The sequence below is a fragment of the Acinetobacter calcoaceticus genome (assembly GCF_900520355.1).
GTDB lineage: Bacteria > Pseudomonadota > Gammaproteobacteria > Pseudomonadales > Moraxellaceae > Acinetobacter > Acinetobacter calcoaceticus_C.
This window is the reverse complement of the sequence record NZ_LS999521.1, coordinates 1,326,226-1,344,529: the sequence shown is the minus strand read 5'-3', so window position 1 is coordinate 1,344,529 and position 18,304 is coordinate 1,326,226. Positions and strand designations below refer to the sequence as shown.

Below are 18,304 nucleotides of genomic sequence, written 5' to 3'. Positions count from 1 at the left end.
ACAATTAGGAATGTAATGTTTCGACAACCCATGTATCTTTTATGCCGCCACCTTGGGAAGAATTTACGACCAAAGAGCCAGCCTGCATGGCCACTCGCGTTAAGCCACCCGGCACTATCTCTGTACGATAAGGTGAACTTAATACAAATGGACGTAAATCGATATGTCGTTCAGCCACCCCGCCAGTTGTTAGCGTAGGAGCAACGGATAAAGCCAATGTAGGCTGCGCAATATACATGTGGGGTGTAGCAATCAATTTTTTTCTAAAGTCATCAATCTCACAAGAGCTTGCCTTAGGGCCAATTAACATGCCATAGCCCCCAGAACCCTGTGCTTCTTTAACTACCAATTGCTCAAGATTAGAAAGAACATAATCTAAATGTTCTTCTTTACGGCACTGGTAAGTAGGTACATTTTTTAGAATTGGCGTTTCACCCAAATAATATTGGATCATTTGATCAACATAAGGATAAATAGATTTATCATCAGCCACCCCTGTCCCAGGTGCATTCGCAATTACAACATTTTTTTGCAAATAGGCAGACATCAGACCTGCTACTCCAAGAGCACTATCTGGTCGAAATGCCAAAGGATCTAAAAAATCATCATCTAGACGGCGATAAATTACATCTACTTTTTGACGTCCACGAATGGTTTTAACAAAAACTTGGTCACTTTCTACAAATAAATCCCGATTTGTAACCAATGGCACATCCATTTCTCGGGCTAAAAAAGCATGCTCATAATAAGCACTGTTAAAGCGACCAGGTGTTAACACCACAATAAAAGGCCTGTCCGCAGGTGAATTTTCCTGCAATATTTCTTTTAAAAGTCTGGGATAATGCTCAATTCCTTGTAAATTATTGGTTGCACATAGCTCCGGCATCAATTGCTGACTAATATTTCTGCTTTCGATCATATAAGAGACACCAGAAGGTGTTCTTAAATTATCCTCAAGTACAAAAAATTCTCCCTCGCCATCACGGATAATATCAATTCCGCTAATTTGTGAATAAATTTTACCTTTCAGAGAATGTTTAAGCATATGTGGCTGAAAAGCATCATTCCCCATAATTTGTTCTTCGGGAATGAGTTGTTCTTTTAAAATATGTTGTCCGTGATAAATATCATCTAAAAAGTAATTTAATGCCTTAACACGCTGCGCACAGCCCGAAGCTATTTTCTCCCATTGTTTTTTTTCAATCACCCTTGGAATTAAATCAAAAGGAATTGTTCGCTCTGCACCTTCTTTATCACCATATACGTTAAAAGTAATGCCGTGATAAAGAAAATGTTGCTTCGCTTGAGCATTCAATTCTTTTAATTCATCTAGAGTACGGATACTCAACCATTGCTCAATTTTTTTAGAAGCCGCACCATTTGATGTTACATCATCAAGCATCTCATTAAAAAACTGTGATTTTAGCTGCTCAAATAGGTTGGTTTGTACGGAAATATGTTCTAAAAAAGAGGTTGGGTTAATGAGTGCCGTAGTTGTCTGCTCTTGTATAAAAAAATCATTATCTATATGTAATTCATGCTCTTGTTCTGACATAACCACCTCGTCTTATCATTTATCTATATTTCATTTTTAAATAAGCAATTTCAGTGCCATTTATATATCTTTAATATTTTTACGGTGCTTTGTTATAACTTTCTTCTTCTAAATCTTAACATTGATTGTAAAAGGACCTATAAACCGAATCTGACAAACTTGCTAAATGTGTAAAGATTTTTTATTGTGTTGACACCAAAGCAGTTGGATATAGATGTATTACGCTTATGTCTGTAATAGAAAAAGAAACTTCAAATAGTTTATATCGCCAATGGCAGATTTTATCTCGCCTCCCTACCGGTAAATGGATCGGGACACGGGAATTACAAGAAATGCTTGAACGTGAAGGTATTGATATCAGTTTAAGGACTATTCAGCGTGATTTAAACCAAATTGCTCAGCGCTTTCCAATAGAAAGTAATAAGGCTGTACCTCAAGGCTGGCGGTGGCAATCCGATGCGCCTATTCAGAGTTTACCTCACATGACTAGCTCTCAGGCAGTAACATTTATGATGGTTGAGGAACATCTTAAACACTTACTTCCACCAAGTCTGCTTGATGAGATGGGGCCTTGGTTTGATTTGGCTAAACGCAGTCTCTCTACACAAAATAATGTTAGGCAATGGATTAACCGAGTACGCATCGTACCAGCAAGCCAACCCCTTATTCCTCCTGTAGTGGACCGAAATGCCCAACAAGCAATTTATGAAGGTCTACTCCAAGACAAACAAATAGAATGTATTTATCGAGCACGAGTCAATCAGGGCGAGGACAAAACCTATATTTTAAATCCTTTGGCTTTGGTACAAAAAGGTGCGGTAATTTATTTAATTTGCACACGACATGATAAAACTGAAGTTCAAACGTTTGCCTTGCACCGTTTTAAATCAGCAAAAGTCTTAGATAGTCGAGCACTGCATCCTGTCAATTTTGATATTGATCATTATATCGATTCAGGTGCCTTAGGTTTTAGAGTGGACTACAAACAGCCAACTGAATCAATTCAACTCACATTAACCATGACAGAGCAAACTGCTAGAACTTTCTATGAAAGTCAGTTAAGTAAAGACCAAACCATAATCCCACTTGCAGAAAATATCGTAGAAGTTACAGCAACCGTACCTTTTACATCTCAACTGGTGTGGTGGTTACGTAGTTTTGGTAAGAAATTACTGCATATCGAACCAGTGCAGGTACACAACGCTGTGCGGGAAATTGAATCTGAGAGCAAATAGACATAAAAAAGAGAACCATAAGGTTCTCTTTAGATTTTGAATTATAATTTTCTTAATTTTATATTGGCTCTTATATTTATACTTGTTTTCAGATCAATGTGTTCTCCCCCTACAAAACTGATCTGCTCTTTCTTTTTCGCTATTTTGAACATGAGCATTGGCATGCCATTTCATCTCTATTGTAGCGAATTGATTTCATTGTCATGGTTAAAGCCCTCTTGTTTGAACGTGAATTTAATATAACTGGCTGCTTGAAATATGTGAAATAAGAAAAAAAGGAAGCGAAATCTATTTTCTTCCTTAGGAAGTTTTTATATATTTTTGAACAGAAAATAAAAAAGCCCAGTCTTAGCTGGGCTTTTTTGCATTTAACAGATTAAGCTGTTTTCTTAATCATATTATTTTTACGAATTGTGATCATTACAAGCTGAACAGCTGCTGGTGTAACACCAGGAATACGACTTGCTTGAGCTAATGTTTCCGGAAGAACCGTTTTTAATTTCTGGGTAATTTCACGTGATAAACCAGAAACTACATCATAATTAAAGTCGGTAGGAATTTTAGTTTCTTCAAGACGCTTTAACTGTGCCACATCTTCATGCTGACGGTTAATATAACCTTCGTATTTCACAGCAATCTCGATTTGCTCACCAACTTGTTCAGAAACTTCAGAACCCGTAAGTTCGGCAATTTGACCAAAGTTAATATTAGGGCGTTTAAGCAAATCAATCGCACTACATTCTTTACTTAAGTCAGCACCCGTCATCTCAACGAATTTTTTGCCCATAGGGTTATTTGGTGCTGCCCACAAATGTTGTAAACGAGAAGTTTCACGCTCAACCGCTTCCATTTTTTCACAATAAGCAGCCCAACGCACATCATCAACCAACCCAAGTTCACGACCAACAGGAGTTAAACGTTGATCCGCATTGTCTTCACGTAACATTAAACGGTATTCAGCACGTGAGGTAAACATACGGTATGGTTCTTTAGTACCTAAAGTGATGAGGTCATCAACCAATACGCCCATATAAGCTTGGTCACGCTTAGGTGTCCACTCTTCTTGCTCCCACGCACGGCGCGCAGCATTTAAACCAGCAAGTAAACCTTGAGCACCAGCCTCTTCATAACCGGTCGTACCATTAATTTGGCCAGCAAAATATAGACCACTAATAGCTTTAGTTTCGAGAGTAAATTTTAAAGCTTGTGGATTGAAATAATCGTATTCAATCGCGTAGCCTGGACGCAAAATATGGGCATTTTCCATACCACGAATAGAGCGAACAAGCTCAAACTGCACATCAAATGGAAGCGAAGTCGAAATACCATTTGGATAAAGCTCGTGTGTATCTAAACCTTCTGGTTCCAAAAACACCTGATGTGAATCTTTATCTGCAAAACGATGAATCTTGTCTTCAATTGAAGGGCAATAACGCGGACCAACACCCTCAATAACACCGGTATACATTGGTGAACGGTCTAAACCGCCACGAATAATGTCATGAGTTTTTTCATTGGTATGCGTGATATAACAATTTACTTGTTCAGGGTGCATAGAGGCATCACCCATGAATGACATAACCGGAGATGGGAAATCACCCGGCTGCGGAATCATGACTGAAAAATCAACCGAACGTGCATCAATACGTGGTGGTGTACCAGTTTTTAAGCGACCTACAGGTAATTTTAATTCACGTAAACGCTGAGCAAGTGCAATAGAAGGTGGATCACCCGCACGACCACCGCTTGATTTTTCTAAACCAACGTGGATTACACCACCCAAGAATGTACCAGTAGTCAACACCACTGTTTTAGCGTCAAAGCGAACGCCCATTTGAGTAACAACACCTTTAACAGTATCGCCTTCAACAATCAGGTCATCAGCTGCTTGCTGGAAAATATCAAGATTTGCTTGATTTTCTAATGTTTCACGAATGGCAGCTTTATAGCGAACGCGGTCAGCTTGAGCACGTGTTGCACGTACTGCCGCACCTTTACGTGAATTTAAAATACGGAACTGAATACCACCTTTATCGGCAGCTAAAGCCATTGCTCCGCCAAGTGCATCAATTTCACGTACTAAATGTGACTTACCAATACCACCGATTGCTGGGTTACAACTCATTTGACCCAAAGTCTCAATGTTATGGGTCAAAAGCAAAGTCTGTCGTCCCATACGCGCAGCAGCAAGGGCCGCTTCCGTACCTGCGTGACCGCCACCGATAACGATAACATCATAAACTTTAGGGTAGTGCATGAGTACAAAACACCAGAAAAAAAAAGACGGAACATTATAGCAAAATTATCTGCTTATTGATGTACATAATTACAAAATCGTCTTCACATAATTTACGGTACGCCACAAGATTTGACATTTTGTTTCATGAATTCAATACAAAGTGAATGTTATTAAAACAAATTCATCTTAGAATAAAAAATGTACAGCACTTCTATGACTTTAAAATTAACGCGACAAGAAGGAATACAAAATGAAATCGACCATGTTAAAAATCTTAACTGCATCTCTACTTTGTTTTTCAGGCGTAACTTTTACACATGCTGCAGACATGAGCAAAGCCGAAACTCAAAAACAAGTTAGAGCATGTGCTAAAAAGCAGCAAGGCGAATGGGTATCTTACAGCCATAATGGCGTAACTTTTAATGGTACTTGCCAACCGAATGAAAACGGTAAGTTACAATTTAAAGCCCCTGCTCCTTAATTTGTTTCGGCATAAGGTATAGAAGAAGCAATTTATTTTCCGCTATACCTTCTCAGTATTTTTAAAGTCGGCCCATTAAAGATGGGCCGCTTTCTTTTTTAAAATCGTCTAGTCAGCTACAATACGCCTTTAAATAAAATTTTTAGGTCCTTTTCGTGAAGTGGTTACAAATACACATTACCGTTGATCAAGCACAAGTTGAGTTCACAGAAACACTTTTAATGTCTCTAGGTGCGGTAAGCGTAACTCTGGATGATGCTGAAGATCAGGCTTTACTTGAACCATTACCAGGTGAAACACCTTTATGGAATAAAGTGATTGTGACCGGCATTTATCAACAAGACGAACAAGACCCTATTGATGTCGACACTTTAGAAGCTTTCTTAAAAGCTCAGCTACCAAATGTCCCTATGCGCCATGCCGAGCTTGAAGATCAAGTGTGGGAACGCTCATGGATGGACTATTACGAGCCAATTCAAATTGGGGAAAAGTTCTGGATCGTACCTGAATGGCTAGAGCCACCAGAAGCTGATGCAACTAATATTAAGTTAGACCCAGGCCTTGCGTTTGGTACAGGTAACCATGCAAGTACATTCTTATGTTTACAGTGGTTAGGTAAAGCTGACGTTAAAGATAAAATCGTTATTGATTATGGCTGTGGTTCAGGCATTTTAGGTGTAGCAGCTTTATTATTAGGCGCTAAAAAAGTATATGCCACTGATATTGACCCTCAGGCTGTTTTAGCAACAAAACAAAATGCTGAACTTAATGGCGTATTAGATCGTCTATATGTTGGCCTTCCTGAAGAATTTAATCAAGAATTCGGATCTCAACAAGCAGATGTTCTGGTTGCAAATATTTTAGCAGGTCCGTTAATGGCACTTGCACCAGAGTTTGCAAAATTGCTTAAATCTGATGGTGAATTCGCGCTTGCTGGTGTGATTGAAGAGCAAGTTGCTGATGTTTCAGATGTTTATTCTGAATTTTTTGATATATTAGATGTCGAAAAACGCGAAGAAAATTGGTGTCGCATTTCAGGAAAACGCAAAACAATAAACTGAGAATATTTTAACTCATGAATGAAAAACAAACCCGCTGCCCTAAGTGCTTAACAGTTTATAAAGTATCCCTTACTCAATTGACTGTTGCTCAGGGTATGGTTTGTTGTCCTAAATGTGAGTTTAATTTTAATGCCCTCACCCATTTGGTTAATATTGAACAACCAGTCATGGTTAACTCATCTACATTAGCCAATGGTTCTATGCAAGCAAGATATATGACGCATTCTCATGTGTTAGATATCTTTGATCAAAAAGTTGAAAACTCAAATATTGATCTTTTAACTTATCTCAACAATTTAAATTATTTTCACAACGAACCTATTAACGCACTACCCAATCTTAATTTAGCTGAACAAACATCCGCACAAGAACAAGACAATAATAAAAAGCATAGTTGGCTGTACTACACGCTCTGGAGCTCTGCTAACCTTATTTTGATTTTAGTTTTTACTTTTCAAATTCTCTGGTTTAACCCTAAGCTCATGCATGCAAGCCCAACCGTCAGCCATGCATTTAATTATGTTTGCGAAACACTGCACTGCAATAAGTCAGCCGAACAATATCAACTTATTTATATAGAAAAGTTAAAACTCCGCAAAGTTGACACAAGTCATACGCAATTTTCAGGCATATTGCTTAATCAGAATGATAAAAGTATTGAACTTCCCAACCTAAAGTTGAGTTTTGCAACAGACTCAAAAAAAACAGAAGAAGTTATATTGACTCCTCAACAATATCTTGTTGAAAACTTACGGGGTATTCAACGTATTCCCTCTAACACCCCTTTCCGATTCCAATTTGAGCTAAACAGAAGCAAAAAAAGCTTACTAAATTATCGATTAGAAATTGTCCACCCCTAAAATGTAAAAAAAGTGAAAAAAAAATAAAAAAAAATGCAGTTAATTTGCTCACTTTTTCCTAGACAATGGTATGATACGCGCCACGAAAGCTTTGACTCATATACTCCTCGCTCTCAATCCAAAAAAAATACTGTTAAGCATGTGTGCTTTTCTACTTTAAGCACATAGCCTAACTTTTTTTGTTTTTGAGGGGGCTGTAACAAATATTTAACTATTGTTACGCTTATTTTTTATTCAATACGAAGAAATATGGCAAGCTAATTGTTCTTATGTTTTAGAGTCACTGTTTTAGGATCTAAAACAGGACTCCGTATTTTTAGACCACATTTATATACTACTTTATCCAAGCTAGTATTTGATTTTCGGATTAACTCGCATGAATAGCAAATCTCCTATTTTTACTGCACAATCTGATGTTGCTCTTCGCATCCACGTTGATCGCGCAGTTCGCCATTATTTTGCACAATTGCAAGGTGAGCAACCATCTCAGGTATATGACATGGTGCTAGCAGAAATGGAGAAACCTCTTTTATCTGTAGTTCTTGAATATACACGTGGTAATCAAACCCGTGCTGCCGAGATTCTTGGACTCAACCGTGGCACTTTACGCAAAAAGTTAAAAGCTCACGGTTTAATGAGTGAATAAATGATAAAATGCTCACGACGTCGTGGGCATTTTTTTATGCTTATTGGTTTTAATCCGTAGACTTGAAATTGTTGAATTAAACATCATGACTATTAAACGTGCTTTGATTTCTGTATCTGATAAGACAGGAATTGTCGAATTTGCTCAAAACCTTGCAGCTTTAGGGGTAGAACTATTATCTACAGGCGGCACATACAAGTTGCTTAAAGATAATAATATCGCTGTTGTTGAAGTATCTGAACATACTGGCTTCCCTGAAATGATGGATGGTCGTGTTAAGACATTACATCCAAAAATTCATGGCGGTATTCTCGCTCGTCGCGGTTTAGACGAAGCAGTAATGGAAGAACACAACATCGATCCGATTGATCTTGTTGTTGTGAACCTTTATCCATTCGCTGCAACAGTTGCAAAACCTGACTGTTCACTTGCTGATGCTATCGAGAATATCGACATCGGCGGTCCAACAATGGTTCGTGCTGCTGCTAAAAACCACGCTTCAGTCGGTATTGTTGTAAATGCTTCAGATTACGATACAGTTATTACTGAATTAAAAGTTGCTGGTTCACTTTCTTATGAAACACGTTTTGATTTAGCTGTTAAAGCATTTGAACATACTGCCCAATATGACGGCATGATCGCTTCTTACCTAGGCGCTCGCGTTGGTAAGACCGAAGGCGAAGCTGATTTATTCCCTCGTACGTTCAATACTCAATTGAACAAAGCACAAGATTTACGTTACGGTGAAAACCCACATCAATCTGCTGCATTTTACGTTGAAGAAAATGCAAAAGAAGCATCAGTTTCTACGGCAAAACAGTTACAAGGCAAAGAATTGTCTTATAACAACATTGCAGACACAGATGCCGCACTTGAATGTGTTAAATCATTTGCAAAACCTGCTTGTGTAATTGTAAAACATGCTAACCCTTGTGGTGTTGCTGTTTCTTTAGACGGCATTAAAGCTGCTTACGATTTAGCTTATGCGACTGACCCAGAATCTGCTTTTGGCGGCATTATTGCGTTTAACCGTGAGTTAGATGTTGCAACTGCTCAAGCAATTGTAGAGCGTCAATTCGTTGAAGTAATTATTGCTCCAAGTATTGCTGATGGCGTGCTTGAAATTACTGGCGCGAAGAAAAACGTACGTGTTCTAGTATGTGGTGAATTACCTGCAATAGACGCGCGTGCACCACAACTTGACTACAAACGTGTTAATGGCGGTTTATTAGTTCAAGATCAAGATTTAGGTATGATTACTAAAGATGATCTTAAAGTAGTAACCAAATGCGCACCAACTGAACAAGAAATTGATGACCTCATCTTTGCTTGGAAAGTTGCGAAATATGTAAAATCAAATGCAATTGTTTATGCAAAAAACCGCCAAACTATTGGTGTTGGTGCAGGACAAATGAGCCGTGTTAACTCAGCTCGTATTGCTGGCATTAAAGCTGAACATGCTGGTTTGGTTGTTGAAGGCGCTGTAATGGCATCTGATGCATTCTTCCCGTTCCGTGACGGAATTGATAATGCGGCTAAAGCTGGCATTAAATGCATTATTCAGCCAGGTGGTTCTATGCGTGATGAAGAAGTAATCGCAGCAGCTGATGAAGCTGGTATTGCAATGGTCTTCACTGGTATGCGCCACTTCCGCCACTAATTTAAATTTAGTCCTCCCTAACCCTCCTTTCATTCAGGAGGGTTTTCCACAATAATGGAGCTAACTCTCCACCTTGAGGGATAGAGGGGGATGAAAAGGATTAAAGTTAAGGAACAAATTAAAAATGAATATTTTAGTTTTAGGTAGTGGTGGTCGTGAACATGCTTTAGCATGGAAAATTGCGCAAGATACCAATGTTACTCAAGTTTTTGTTGCACCAGGTAATGCTGGAACTGCAACAGAAGATAAATGTATTAATGTTCAACTTGATATTTTAGACAACTCAGCAATTATTGCTTTTGCTAAAGAAAATAATGTTGATCTTATTATTGTTGGTCCAGAAGCACCATTAGTTAATGGTGTGGTTGATGCTGCACGTGAAGCAGGTTTAAAAATTTGGGGACCTACTCAATATGCAGCGCAGCTTGAAGGTTCAAAAGCATTTGCTAAGCACTTTTTAAAGCGTCACAACATTCCAACTGCTTTCTATGATGTTTTCACTGAAGTAGATGCAGCTAAAGCTTATGTTGAAAAAAATGGCGCACCAATTGTAATTAAAGCTGATGGTCTTGCTGCTGGTAAAGGTGTAATCGTTGCAATGACCAACGAAGAAGCTTTTGCAGCAATTGATGACATGCTTGCAGGCAACAAATTTGGTGATGCTGGTTCACGCGTTGTGATTGAACAGTTCCTTGCAGGTGAAGAAGCTTCTTTCATTTGTATGATTGATGGTAAAAATATTTTACCAATGGCAACTTCACAAGACCACAAGCGTATTTTTGAAGGCGATCAAGGTCCTAACACTGGCGGTATGGGTGCATACTCTCCTGCTCCAGTTGTAACTTCTGATATTTTCGAACGCGTTATGTCTGAAATCATGCACCCAACTGTAGAAGGTATGGCTGCTGACGGACATGTTTACACTGGTTTCTTATATGCTGGTCTAATGATTGACGAGCAAGGTCAACCACGTGTGATCGAATTTAACTGTCGTTTTGGCGATCCTGAAACTCAACCAATCATGATGCGCTTAAAGTCATCTCTTGTTGAATTGGTAGAAGCTGGTATTGCTGGTAATTTGCCAAAAGAAGCTGAATGGGATGAACGCAAGTCAATTGGTATTGTACTCGCAGCAGAAGGCTATCCTGATAGCGTACGCAAAGGCGATGTAATTTCAGGTATCGGACACTCACCTGAAGATACTAAAATTTTCCATGCTGGCACAGCAACTCGTGAAGATGGTCATATCGTGACTTCTGGCGGTCGAGTTCTTTGTGTAACGGCATTGGGCGATAGCGTTCTTGAAGCACAAATTAATGCACTAGAAGTATGTGGTCAAGTTACCTTTACGGGTATGCAATATCGTAACGACATTGGCTACCGCGCAATTGCACGTGAAAAAGCTTAAAAACTTTCAAGTTTAAAATTCTAATAGAAAAGTCTCTATATAGAGGCTTTTCTATTATGTGAAACCATATAAAAAATCGTATAAATCTTTATTATATTTTTAAAGATATCAACAAATAGAAAAGAAGCACCCTATATCAACCACCCTTTTATTGATATGATTGGCATACCGTTGGAACTGTCAATAAACACTGCTGTTTTAATAATTTTCATAGCGACTTGCTCTACACATTATAACTGTAGAGAGTTTTTCTAATGTTCTAAATTTATGAACACTCATTTGGCTATTGTTTGGGATTAACTGTTTGGGGAAACAGTTTTTTGTTTATAAAACAATTACCCTCACTTACCACCAAAGTATGCAAGCAAATTATGGAACCCCTGAAAAAGATATCAGAGTTTAAACCTGTTGTAATTCCAACTCCTCCCATTTCATATAGATATAGATCAATACTTATTTTTCTATATCTCTTCAATCAGGACTTTTTTAAATGAAAAAGCTGATCAGTCTTTTTTTAAGTATGTCAGTAGTACTATTGGCAGCGTGTGGTAAACAAGAAGGTTCTCCACAGACACAACAAAACAATGATAGCTCCCAAGTACAAACGGTAGTGATTGCCTCTACAGGTTCAGATGCTGATATTTGGCGCTATATCGCAACTTTACCTGAAACCCAAGCTGCTGGCTTAAAGTTAGAAGTGAAAAACTTTACAGACTATGTTTCTATGAATGCAGCCATTGCAAACAAAGAAGTAGATCTGAATGCTTTCCAATCTTATTCATATCTTGTTGCATTTAATAAATCAAACCAAGATAAGATTGCGCCAGTTTCTACCACATATCTTGAGCCAATGGGTATTTACTCAAGTAAACACAAAAAAATTGATGAGCTCGCAGAGGGTGCAATTATTGCAATCCCAAATGATGCTGCCAACGAAGCTCGTGCTTTACTTTTATTACAAACAGCTGGCTTAATCAAACTTAAAGCTGATTTTAACCCGGCTCAAGGCAGTCCAAACGATATCATCGAAAATAGTAAAAAGATCGATATCAAACCAATCCAAATGGCAACAGCATTACGTATTAAAGATGAAGTTGATGCCGTTGTATTAGGTAACACCTTAGCAATGGAAGGTGGTTTGAACGCACTCAAAGATTCTATTTTCTATGAGCCTGTTGATCAAAGCACACGACTTAATGTCAACGTTCTTGCAACTGCTGATTCACGTAAAAATGATGCTGTTTTGCAAAAAGTTGGACAGCTATATCATAGTGCAGCAGCTAAAAAGTATGTAACAGAGCGTTTTGGTGGAACAAAAGTTGACGTAGATCAACCAATCAGCTATCTCTCAGAAGCTAAATAGTAATATAATAGCCGAAACGTGAAACAGGCAAATTCTCTTTGCCTGTTTTTTCTTTCCAGCATAGCTTCTGACGATATGATTCAATTTAAAAACATTTCAAAGCACTATCAGCTCAAAAGTCAAACCATACGCGCACTCGACCAAATCAATTTAGAGATTCCAGAGGGCAGTATTTTTGGCATCATTGGCTATAGTGGTGCAGGTAAAAGTACCTTAATCCGCCTGATCAACCTACTTGAGCGACCAACAGAAGGTCAAATCATTATTAATCAGAAAGATTTCACCGCTTTAGATGCACGCTCATTACGTCAGGAACGTGCCAGTATTGGCATGATTTTTCAGCACTTCAATCTACTACAAACCAAGACGGTTGCTGAAAACATTGAAATGCCAATGCGTCTACTGAATTACAATAAAGTAGAACGTGAAAAGCGCTTAAATGAGTTATTGGAGTTCATTGATCTTAAGCATAAAAAAGATGCTTATCCAGATGAACTTTCTGGCGGACAAAAGCAACGTGTCGGTATTGCCCGTGCTTTAGCAAATCATCCAAAAATTCTTTTGTGTGATGAGGCAACCTCTGCCCTTGATCCGCAAACAACCAAGTCAGTTTTAGAGCTACTCAAAAAAATTAATCAAGAGCAAAAAATCACGATTGTTATGGTGACCCATGAAATGGATGTCATTGAAACTATTTGTGATCATGTAGCTGTGATGGAGGCAGGTAAAGTCATTGAACAAGGTTCAACGATTGATATCTTTAGTAAACCTCAACATCCAACCACTAAAAACTTCATTCAAACTGTTTTACATCAACAGTTGCCTGTGAATATTTTAAATCAGCTCGAAAACCAGCATCATCATAGTATTTACTGTTTACAGTTTTTAGGGCGTTCTGCTCAAGAACCTGTAATTCAGTCACTAATTAAAAAATTCGATATTAGCTTAAATATTTTATTTGCCAACATGACTGAAATTAATGGCACAGTCATTGGTCAAATGTTTGTGCAGCTTTTAGGTGATCCTCAGCTCATTAAGCAGGCTATTGAGTTTTTAGAACAAAATGAAGTAGGTGTAGTTCAATCAGGAGATCAAGTATGAGAGATTTAATCGTACAGTGGTTAACTGAACTCACTCAACCTTTCTGGCACAGCTCCCTTTCTATTGATCAGTTCGTTACAGCTTTGCAAGAAACCTTTCATATGGTTTTCTTCGCACTTTTGTTTGGTGGCATTTGGGGCTTTATTCAGGGAATTATTTTATTAGTTACCCGTCCGGAAGGCATTTTACCCAATAAAGTGATTTATCATTTACTTAATCCAATTGTAAATGCTTTACGCTCTCTTCCTTTTATTATTTTACTCATTGCAGTAATTCCTCTCACTAAGCTATTAGTTGGTACTTCAATTGGTACATGGGCAGCTATTGTTCCATTGACTATTTATGTTGGCCCTTATATGGGACGTCTGATTGAAACTTCATTGCTTGAAGTAAATGAAGGAATTATTGAATCCGCTCAAGCGATGGGTGCTACACCTTGGCAAATTATCTCTCGTTTTATTTTGCCTGAAGCACGCAGCTCACTGATTTTAAACCTTACCACAGCGACAATCAGTCTTATTGGTGCAACCGCCATGGCTGGCGCAGTTGGTGCAGGTGGTATTGGTGATTTAGCGATTTCATATGGTTATCAACGTTTTGATACCAGCGTTGTGATTTTAACAGTGATTATCCTACTGTTATTAGTACAGATTGTACAAACGCTAGGGAACTGGCTCGCTAAGCTCCGTTAAGTCCTCCATACAAAAAAGCTCTCTTTTAGGGGGCTTTTTTTTGTTTTATATAACCCTTTTATTAAAAACAGTTGAGTGCATGGCTCAATTCCATTTTCTGGTATGATCAGAATTAGTCATTATTCATTTACTCTTTGGATTTAGTTTCAGGATAAAACAATGCGTTATAGAATTCATTTTATCGATGTGCAGAATGCCCTCCAAAACTATATCTGGATTTTAGAAGATACTGAAACCCAAGAAGCTGTAGCAGTCGATCCAACAGAAGCACAGCTGGTAATTCAATTTTGTCAAAATCATCAGTTAAATTTAAAACAAATCTGGCTTACTCATTGGCATAAAGACCATATTGGTGGTGTTGCTGATTTAACAGCTGCTCAAAATATTACTGTGTATGGCCCACGTGATGAGCTCACCAAAATTCCGGGAATTACCCACCCTTTACAGCATGACGATCATCTAAAATTTAATGATTTAAAAGTAGAGATTATTGCAACCCCTGGTCATACCTTAGGGCACATTGTCTATTTTATTGAAGAATTAGAGGCTGTATTTTGTGGTGATACCTTATTTGCAATGGGGTGTGGTCGATTATTTGAAGGCACAGCCGAACAAATGTTTCACTCACTGAGTCGTCTGGCAGCTTTACCAACCCCCACAAAAGTTTATTGCACGCACGAATACACGCTTTCAAATGCTGAATTTGCCTTAACAGTAGAACCTCACAACCATGCCCTATCAGAACGAGCTGAAGAAGTCCGTGAGCTACGTAAACAAAAATTAATCACATTACCGAGCACGATTGAACTTGAATTAGCAACCAACCCCTTTCTTCGCGCAGAAAGTGTTGAAGACTTCGCTCACCTGCGTGCGCTTAAAGATAATTTCTAAAATTAAGCTTTCAAAGAAGATACAGTTTCATTTTAAGAACTGTATCTTTTTGCTTATTACCTGCTGCTTGTAATTATTTTTTACATTTACTCTGTTTTTTATTTGCTCATTATTCTAAAAACAACGTTGAATTTATAATTTTTAAAAACAATCGCATAAACAGCTCTTTAAATAAAAAGTTATTATTTTTTAATCATATAACTCACTCATAATTTTGTAAAAATGGAATCTTTTATTTCTTTATCTTACTTTTTTTACAAGTTGCAAAATAAAAAAAAGTTTTACCCCTTTAAAAAATCTAATTAAAACCCTATTAATAAATAAGATGTAATGCCACGGATAGAAGGAGTTCTCACGTGAAAAAGGTTGTTAAAGCTAAAAATTTGATTGCGTTTCGCATTTGGTTAGAAAAGTTAGGGTATTCAGTTAAAAATCTTGCTGACGGGAAAGGTTTTACTTTTAGTTTTAAAAAAGAATATGGTTTAGTAACCTGTGAGTTAGCAGGTAATTCATTAGCGATGCAATTAGGTGAAGAGTTTGAGGATCACTTAAAAGCATAATTTTTCACGACTTGATTTTAATTACAATATTGTCTTTCTTAAAAGATAAGTAATGTTGTAGAACTTTAGAATGGCTTAATTAAAATATATTTTTTAGTTATTAAAAAAATCTGTAGCAGGGCTACCCTCCCAAATTGCCCTTAGCTACAGATTTTTTTATGAGGTTAATCTGCTTTAGGGTTCTTTAATGCTTTATCAAGAAGATCTTTATCTAAAGCCTTATCCCAACGTGCCACAACAATTGTTGCACATGCATTACCCACTAAATTTGTTAAAGCACGGCACTCAGACATAAAGCGGTCAATACCAAGAATTAAAGCCATACCTGCGACAGGAACAGCTGGTACAACCGATAAAGTTGCAGCTAGAGTAATAAAACCTGCACCAGTCACCCCTGCTGCACCTTTAGAACTTACCATTGCGACTAAAAGTAACGCAACTTGTTCACTAATTGATAAATCTACATTACAAGCTTGCGCAATAAATAGAGCCGCCATAGTCATATAGATATTTGTACCATCAAGGTTAAATGAATAACCTGTTGGAATGACTAAACCTACAACTGATTTTTCACAACCTGCTTTTTGCATTTTGTCCATTAAAGATGGCAAAGCTGCTTCAGAAGAACTTGTTCCCAAAACCAACCAAAGTTCATCTTTGATATAACGAATTAAATGAATAATTGAAAAGCCGTTATAACGAGCTACTGCACCTAAAATTACTAGAATAAATAACACAGCAGTAATGTAGAACGTCATGATTAACAGTAATAGATTACCAATTGATTCAATTCCATATGCGCCGATCGTGAAAGCCATTGCACCAAAAGCACCGATTGGAGCAAGCTTCATTAACATACCAACTAAGTAGAAAACTGGAGCTGTTAAGTTATTTAAGAAATCGGTAATTGGACGTGCTCGGTCACCCAAAGCAGCCAACGAAATACCAAATAGTACCGCTACAAATAACACCTGCAAAATCTCGCCACCAGCCAAAGGACTGACCAATGTTTGCGGGATAATATTCATGAAGAAATCGGTAATATTTGTTGCATGCGCCTTTTCAACATAAGTATTTACTTTGTCGTTGACTAAGGTAGCTGGATCAATGTTAAGGCCTTTACCTGGTTGGATAATATTTGCCACGATCATACCAACTACAAGAGCCAAGCTTGAGAAGGTCAGAAAATAGAGCATAGCCTTACCAGTCACACGGCCAACTCGGCTCATGTTTGTCATACTGGCAATACCGGTAACAACAGTTAGAAAGATGACGGGAGCAATAATCATCTTAACAATCTTGATGAATGCATCACCAAGTGGTTTTAAACTCTCGCCAAGTTCTGGGTAAAAATGACCAATTAAAATGCCCAAAATAATTGCAAAAATGACCTGTACATACAAAATTTGGTGAAATTTCTGTTTTTTCTGTACCGTTTCTTGGTCAAGGGTATTGAAATCCATTATCTAAATACCTTTTCGATGGGGATAAAAAAATAAAATATAAAGCAAGCACCACAAGCTGCTTTAACAAGGAAAAGCCATTGTAAAGAATAAAAAACACCCTGTGTTATAAATTTAAAAAATGTCAAATTCAAAAATCATGCGTTAAATTGTATAGAATACTTTTTATTTTTAAGTTTTAAATATCGAAAAAATAGTTAATTTTTTAAATAAGTCATTATTTATATTAAAATTTCATACCATAAAAAGTGATAAAACCCGCCATGAGTACTTGTTTATCTACCTCAAGCCAACCATTTATTAAATAAATGATTTTATATAAAACATATGAATTATAAATTATGAAAATTTATTTTAAAAATAATAAGAAAAATTGATATATAGTTTTTTATAAGAAAAACGACTATTTCTTATTAAATATTTAGACTAGTAGGTTGCTATAAATTAATTAAAATTGGGATAGTTCTTAAATAAACGCTCTAATAAAATATGGACATAATCTAAGCCTAATGCACGATCAGTGAATAAGATTCGAAATAGCATAGGGGCAATGACTGCTTCAATAATTTCTTGATTCGAAATGGTTGGTTCATGACGTAATCTTGCTCGAGCTTGAATAATATCGAGTTGTTGAATAATTAAGGTTTCGCATTGTCGGGCATTCGAAGATTCAGCTGCATATAACACATCACGTAGTAAGACCTGTCCTACTTCAGAAGAATACTCTTCAAAATACTGTTCGACCCATGCGGTAACATCAAGTTGAAATGAACCTAAATCTTTTGGCTCCATATCAGGTTTGAGTTCATTTAGAGCAACATCTGAAAATAACTGATTAATGTCTCCCCAACGGCGATAAATTGTTGAAGGTGTTACTCCTGCCTCATGAGCGATCATGGGTATGGTGATTTGGCTTTGCTCCAATGTTTTTTGAAGCTCTTTGACTGCTTGGTGTACCGCAGTTTGAATTCTTTCACTACGGCCACCTGGTCGTAACCCAGTAACAACTTTTGCCATTAATCAGCTCTACTTCAATAAAAAAATAATTAAAATATTATTTGTATATACAAAATACACTAAAGCTAAGGA

General features: G+C 37.4%; 16 protein-coding genes. 12 read left to right on the top strand and 4 right to left on the bottom strand.

Annotated elements, in window-relative coordinates; translation table 11 throughout:
• Nucleotides 1–4: 4 nt before the first annotated feature.
• Nucleotides 5–1,555, bottom strand: a complete 1,551-nt coding sequence (locus tag AC2117_RS06390) for a circularly permuted type 2 ATP-grasp protein (RefSeq protein ID WP_133972724.1) — start codon at nucleotides 1,553–1,555, stop codon at nucleotides 5–7.
• A gap of 227 nt (nucleotides 1,556–1,782) precedes the next feature.
• On the opposite strand from AC2117_RS06390, the gene AC2117_RS18985 reads away from it, so the two are divergent.
• Nucleotides 1,783–2,790, top strand: a complete 1,008-nt coding sequence (locus tag AC2117_RS18985; protein ID WP_227549233.1) for a helix-turn-helix transcriptional regulator — start codon at nucleotides 1,783–1,785, stop codon at nucleotides 2,788–2,790.
• A gap of 376 nt (nucleotides 2,791–3,166) precedes the next feature.
• On the opposite strand, the gene mnmG is transcribed toward AC2117_RS18985, so the two are convergent.
• Nucleotides 3,167–5,047 (bottom strand): tRNA uridine-5-carboxymethylaminomethyl(34) synthesis enzyme MnmG, encoded by a 1,881-nt coding sequence (mnmG, locus tag AC2117_RS06380; protein ID WP_133972722.1) that lies wholly within the window; start codon nucleotides 5,045–5,047, stop codon nucleotides 3,167–3,169.
• 232 nt (nucleotides 5,048–5,279) lie between these two features.
• On the opposite strand from mnmG, the gene AC2117_RS06375 reads away from it, so the two are divergent.
• The 11 genes from AC2117_RS06375 to AC2117_RS06320 all read left to right on the top strand — a co-directional run bounded on the left by AC2117_RS06375 (nucleotide 5,280) and on the right by AC2117_RS06320 (nucleotide 15,752).
• On the top strand, nucleotides 5,280–5,510 hold the full coding sequence (locus AC2117_RS06375) for a hypothetical protein (RefSeq protein WP_133972720.1): 231 nt from the start codon (nucleotides 5,280–5,282) through the stop codon (nucleotides 5,508–5,510).
• A 155-nt stretch (nucleotides 5,511–5,665) separates the two neighbouring features.
• Nucleotides 5,666–6,571: a 50S ribosomal protein L11 methyltransferase gene (prmA, locus tag AC2117_RS06370; protein ID WP_133972718.1), complete on the top strand. Its 906-nt coding sequence runs from the start codon at nucleotides 5,666–5,668 to the stop codon at nucleotides 6,569–6,571.
• Between the two features lie 14 nt (nucleotides 6,572–6,585).
• Nucleotides 6,586–7,431, top strand: a complete 846-nt coding sequence (locus tag AC2117_RS06365) for a zinc-ribbon and DUF3426 domain-containing protein (RefSeq protein WP_133972716.1) — start codon at nucleotides 6,586–6,588, stop codon at nucleotides 7,429–7,431.
• Nucleotides 7,432–7,807: 376 nt separating this feature from the next.
• Nucleotides 7,808–8,077, top strand: a complete 270-nt coding sequence (fis, locus tag AC2117_RS06360) for a DNA-binding transcriptional regulator Fis (RefSeq protein ID WP_001086304.1) — start codon at nucleotides 7,808–7,810, stop codon at nucleotides 8,075–8,077.
• Nucleotides 8,078–8,162: 85 nt separating this feature from the next.
• Nucleotides 8,163–9,737 (top strand): bifunctional phosphoribosylaminoimidazolecarboxamide formyltransferase/IMP cyclohydrolase, encoded by a 1,575-nt coding sequence (gene purH, locus AC2117_RS06355; RefSeq protein WP_133972714.1) that lies wholly within the window; start codon nucleotides 8,163–8,165, stop codon nucleotides 9,735–9,737.
• A 124-nt stretch (nucleotides 9,738–9,861) separates the two neighbouring features.
• Nucleotides 9,862–11,145 carry a phosphoribosylamine--glycine ligase gene (gene purD / locus AC2117_RS06350; RefSeq protein WP_133972712.1) on the top strand — a complete coding sequence of 428 codons (1,284 nt, stop codon included), beginning with the start codon at nucleotides 9,862–9,864 and terminating at the stop codon, nucleotides 11,143–11,145.
• 490 nt (nucleotides 11,146–11,635) lie between these two features.
• Nucleotides 11,636–12,508, top strand: coding sequence for a MetQ/NlpA family ABC transporter substrate-binding protein (locus tag AC2117_RS06340; protein ID WP_133972708.1), 873 nt, complete (start codon nucleotides 11,636–11,638; stop codon nucleotides 12,506–12,508).
• A 75-nt stretch (nucleotides 12,509–12,583) separates the two neighbouring features.
• The gene (locus tag AC2117_RS06335; RefSeq protein ID WP_003652515.1) at nucleotides 12,584–13,609 is read left to right on the top strand and encodes a methionine ABC transporter ATP-binding protein; all 1,026 of its coding nucleotides are present in this window, start codon (nucleotides 12,584–12,586) and stop codon (nucleotides 13,607–13,609) included.
• On the top strand, nucleotides 13,606–14,301 hold the full coding sequence (locus AC2117_RS06330; protein WP_003652516.1) for a methionine ABC transporter permease: 696 nt from the start codon (nucleotides 13,606–13,608) through the stop codon (nucleotides 14,299–14,301). The genes AC2117_RS06335 and AC2117_RS06330 overlap by 4 nt, the downstream gene beginning before the upstream one ends.
• Before the next feature lie 159 nt (nucleotides 14,302–14,460).
• Entirely contained in the window at nucleotides 14,461–15,192 is a 732-nt protein-coding gene (gene gloB / locus AC2117_RS06325) for a hydroxyacylglutathione hydrolase (RefSeq protein ID WP_133972706.1), read from the top strand.
• A gap of 356 nt (nucleotides 15,193–15,548) precedes the next feature.
• Nucleotides 15,549–15,752 carry a hypothetical protein gene (locus AC2117_RS06320; protein ID WP_003652518.1) on the top strand — a complete coding sequence of 68 codons (204 nt, stop codon included), beginning with the start codon at nucleotides 15,549–15,551 and terminating at the stop codon, nucleotides 15,750–15,752.
• Between the two features lie 164 nt (nucleotides 15,753–15,916).
• On the opposite strand, the gene AC2117_RS06315 is transcribed toward AC2117_RS06320, so the two are convergent.
• Together AC2117_RS06315 and AC2117_RS06310 are read right to left on the bottom strand one after the other, a co-directional pair.
• Nucleotides 15,917–17,215: a dicarboxylate/amino acid:cation symporter gene (locus AC2117_RS06315; protein WP_133972704.1), complete on the bottom strand. Its 1,299-nt coding sequence runs from the start codon at nucleotides 17,213–17,215 to the stop codon at nucleotides 15,917–15,919.
• Between the two features lie 444 nt (nucleotides 17,216–17,659).
• Nucleotides 17,660–18,232, bottom strand: coding sequence for a TetR/AcrR family transcriptional regulator (locus tag AC2117_RS06310; protein ID WP_133972702.1), 573 nt, complete (start codon nucleotides 18,230–18,232; stop codon nucleotides 17,660–17,662).
• Between the last annotated feature and the right edge of the window lie 72 nt (nucleotides 18,233–18,304).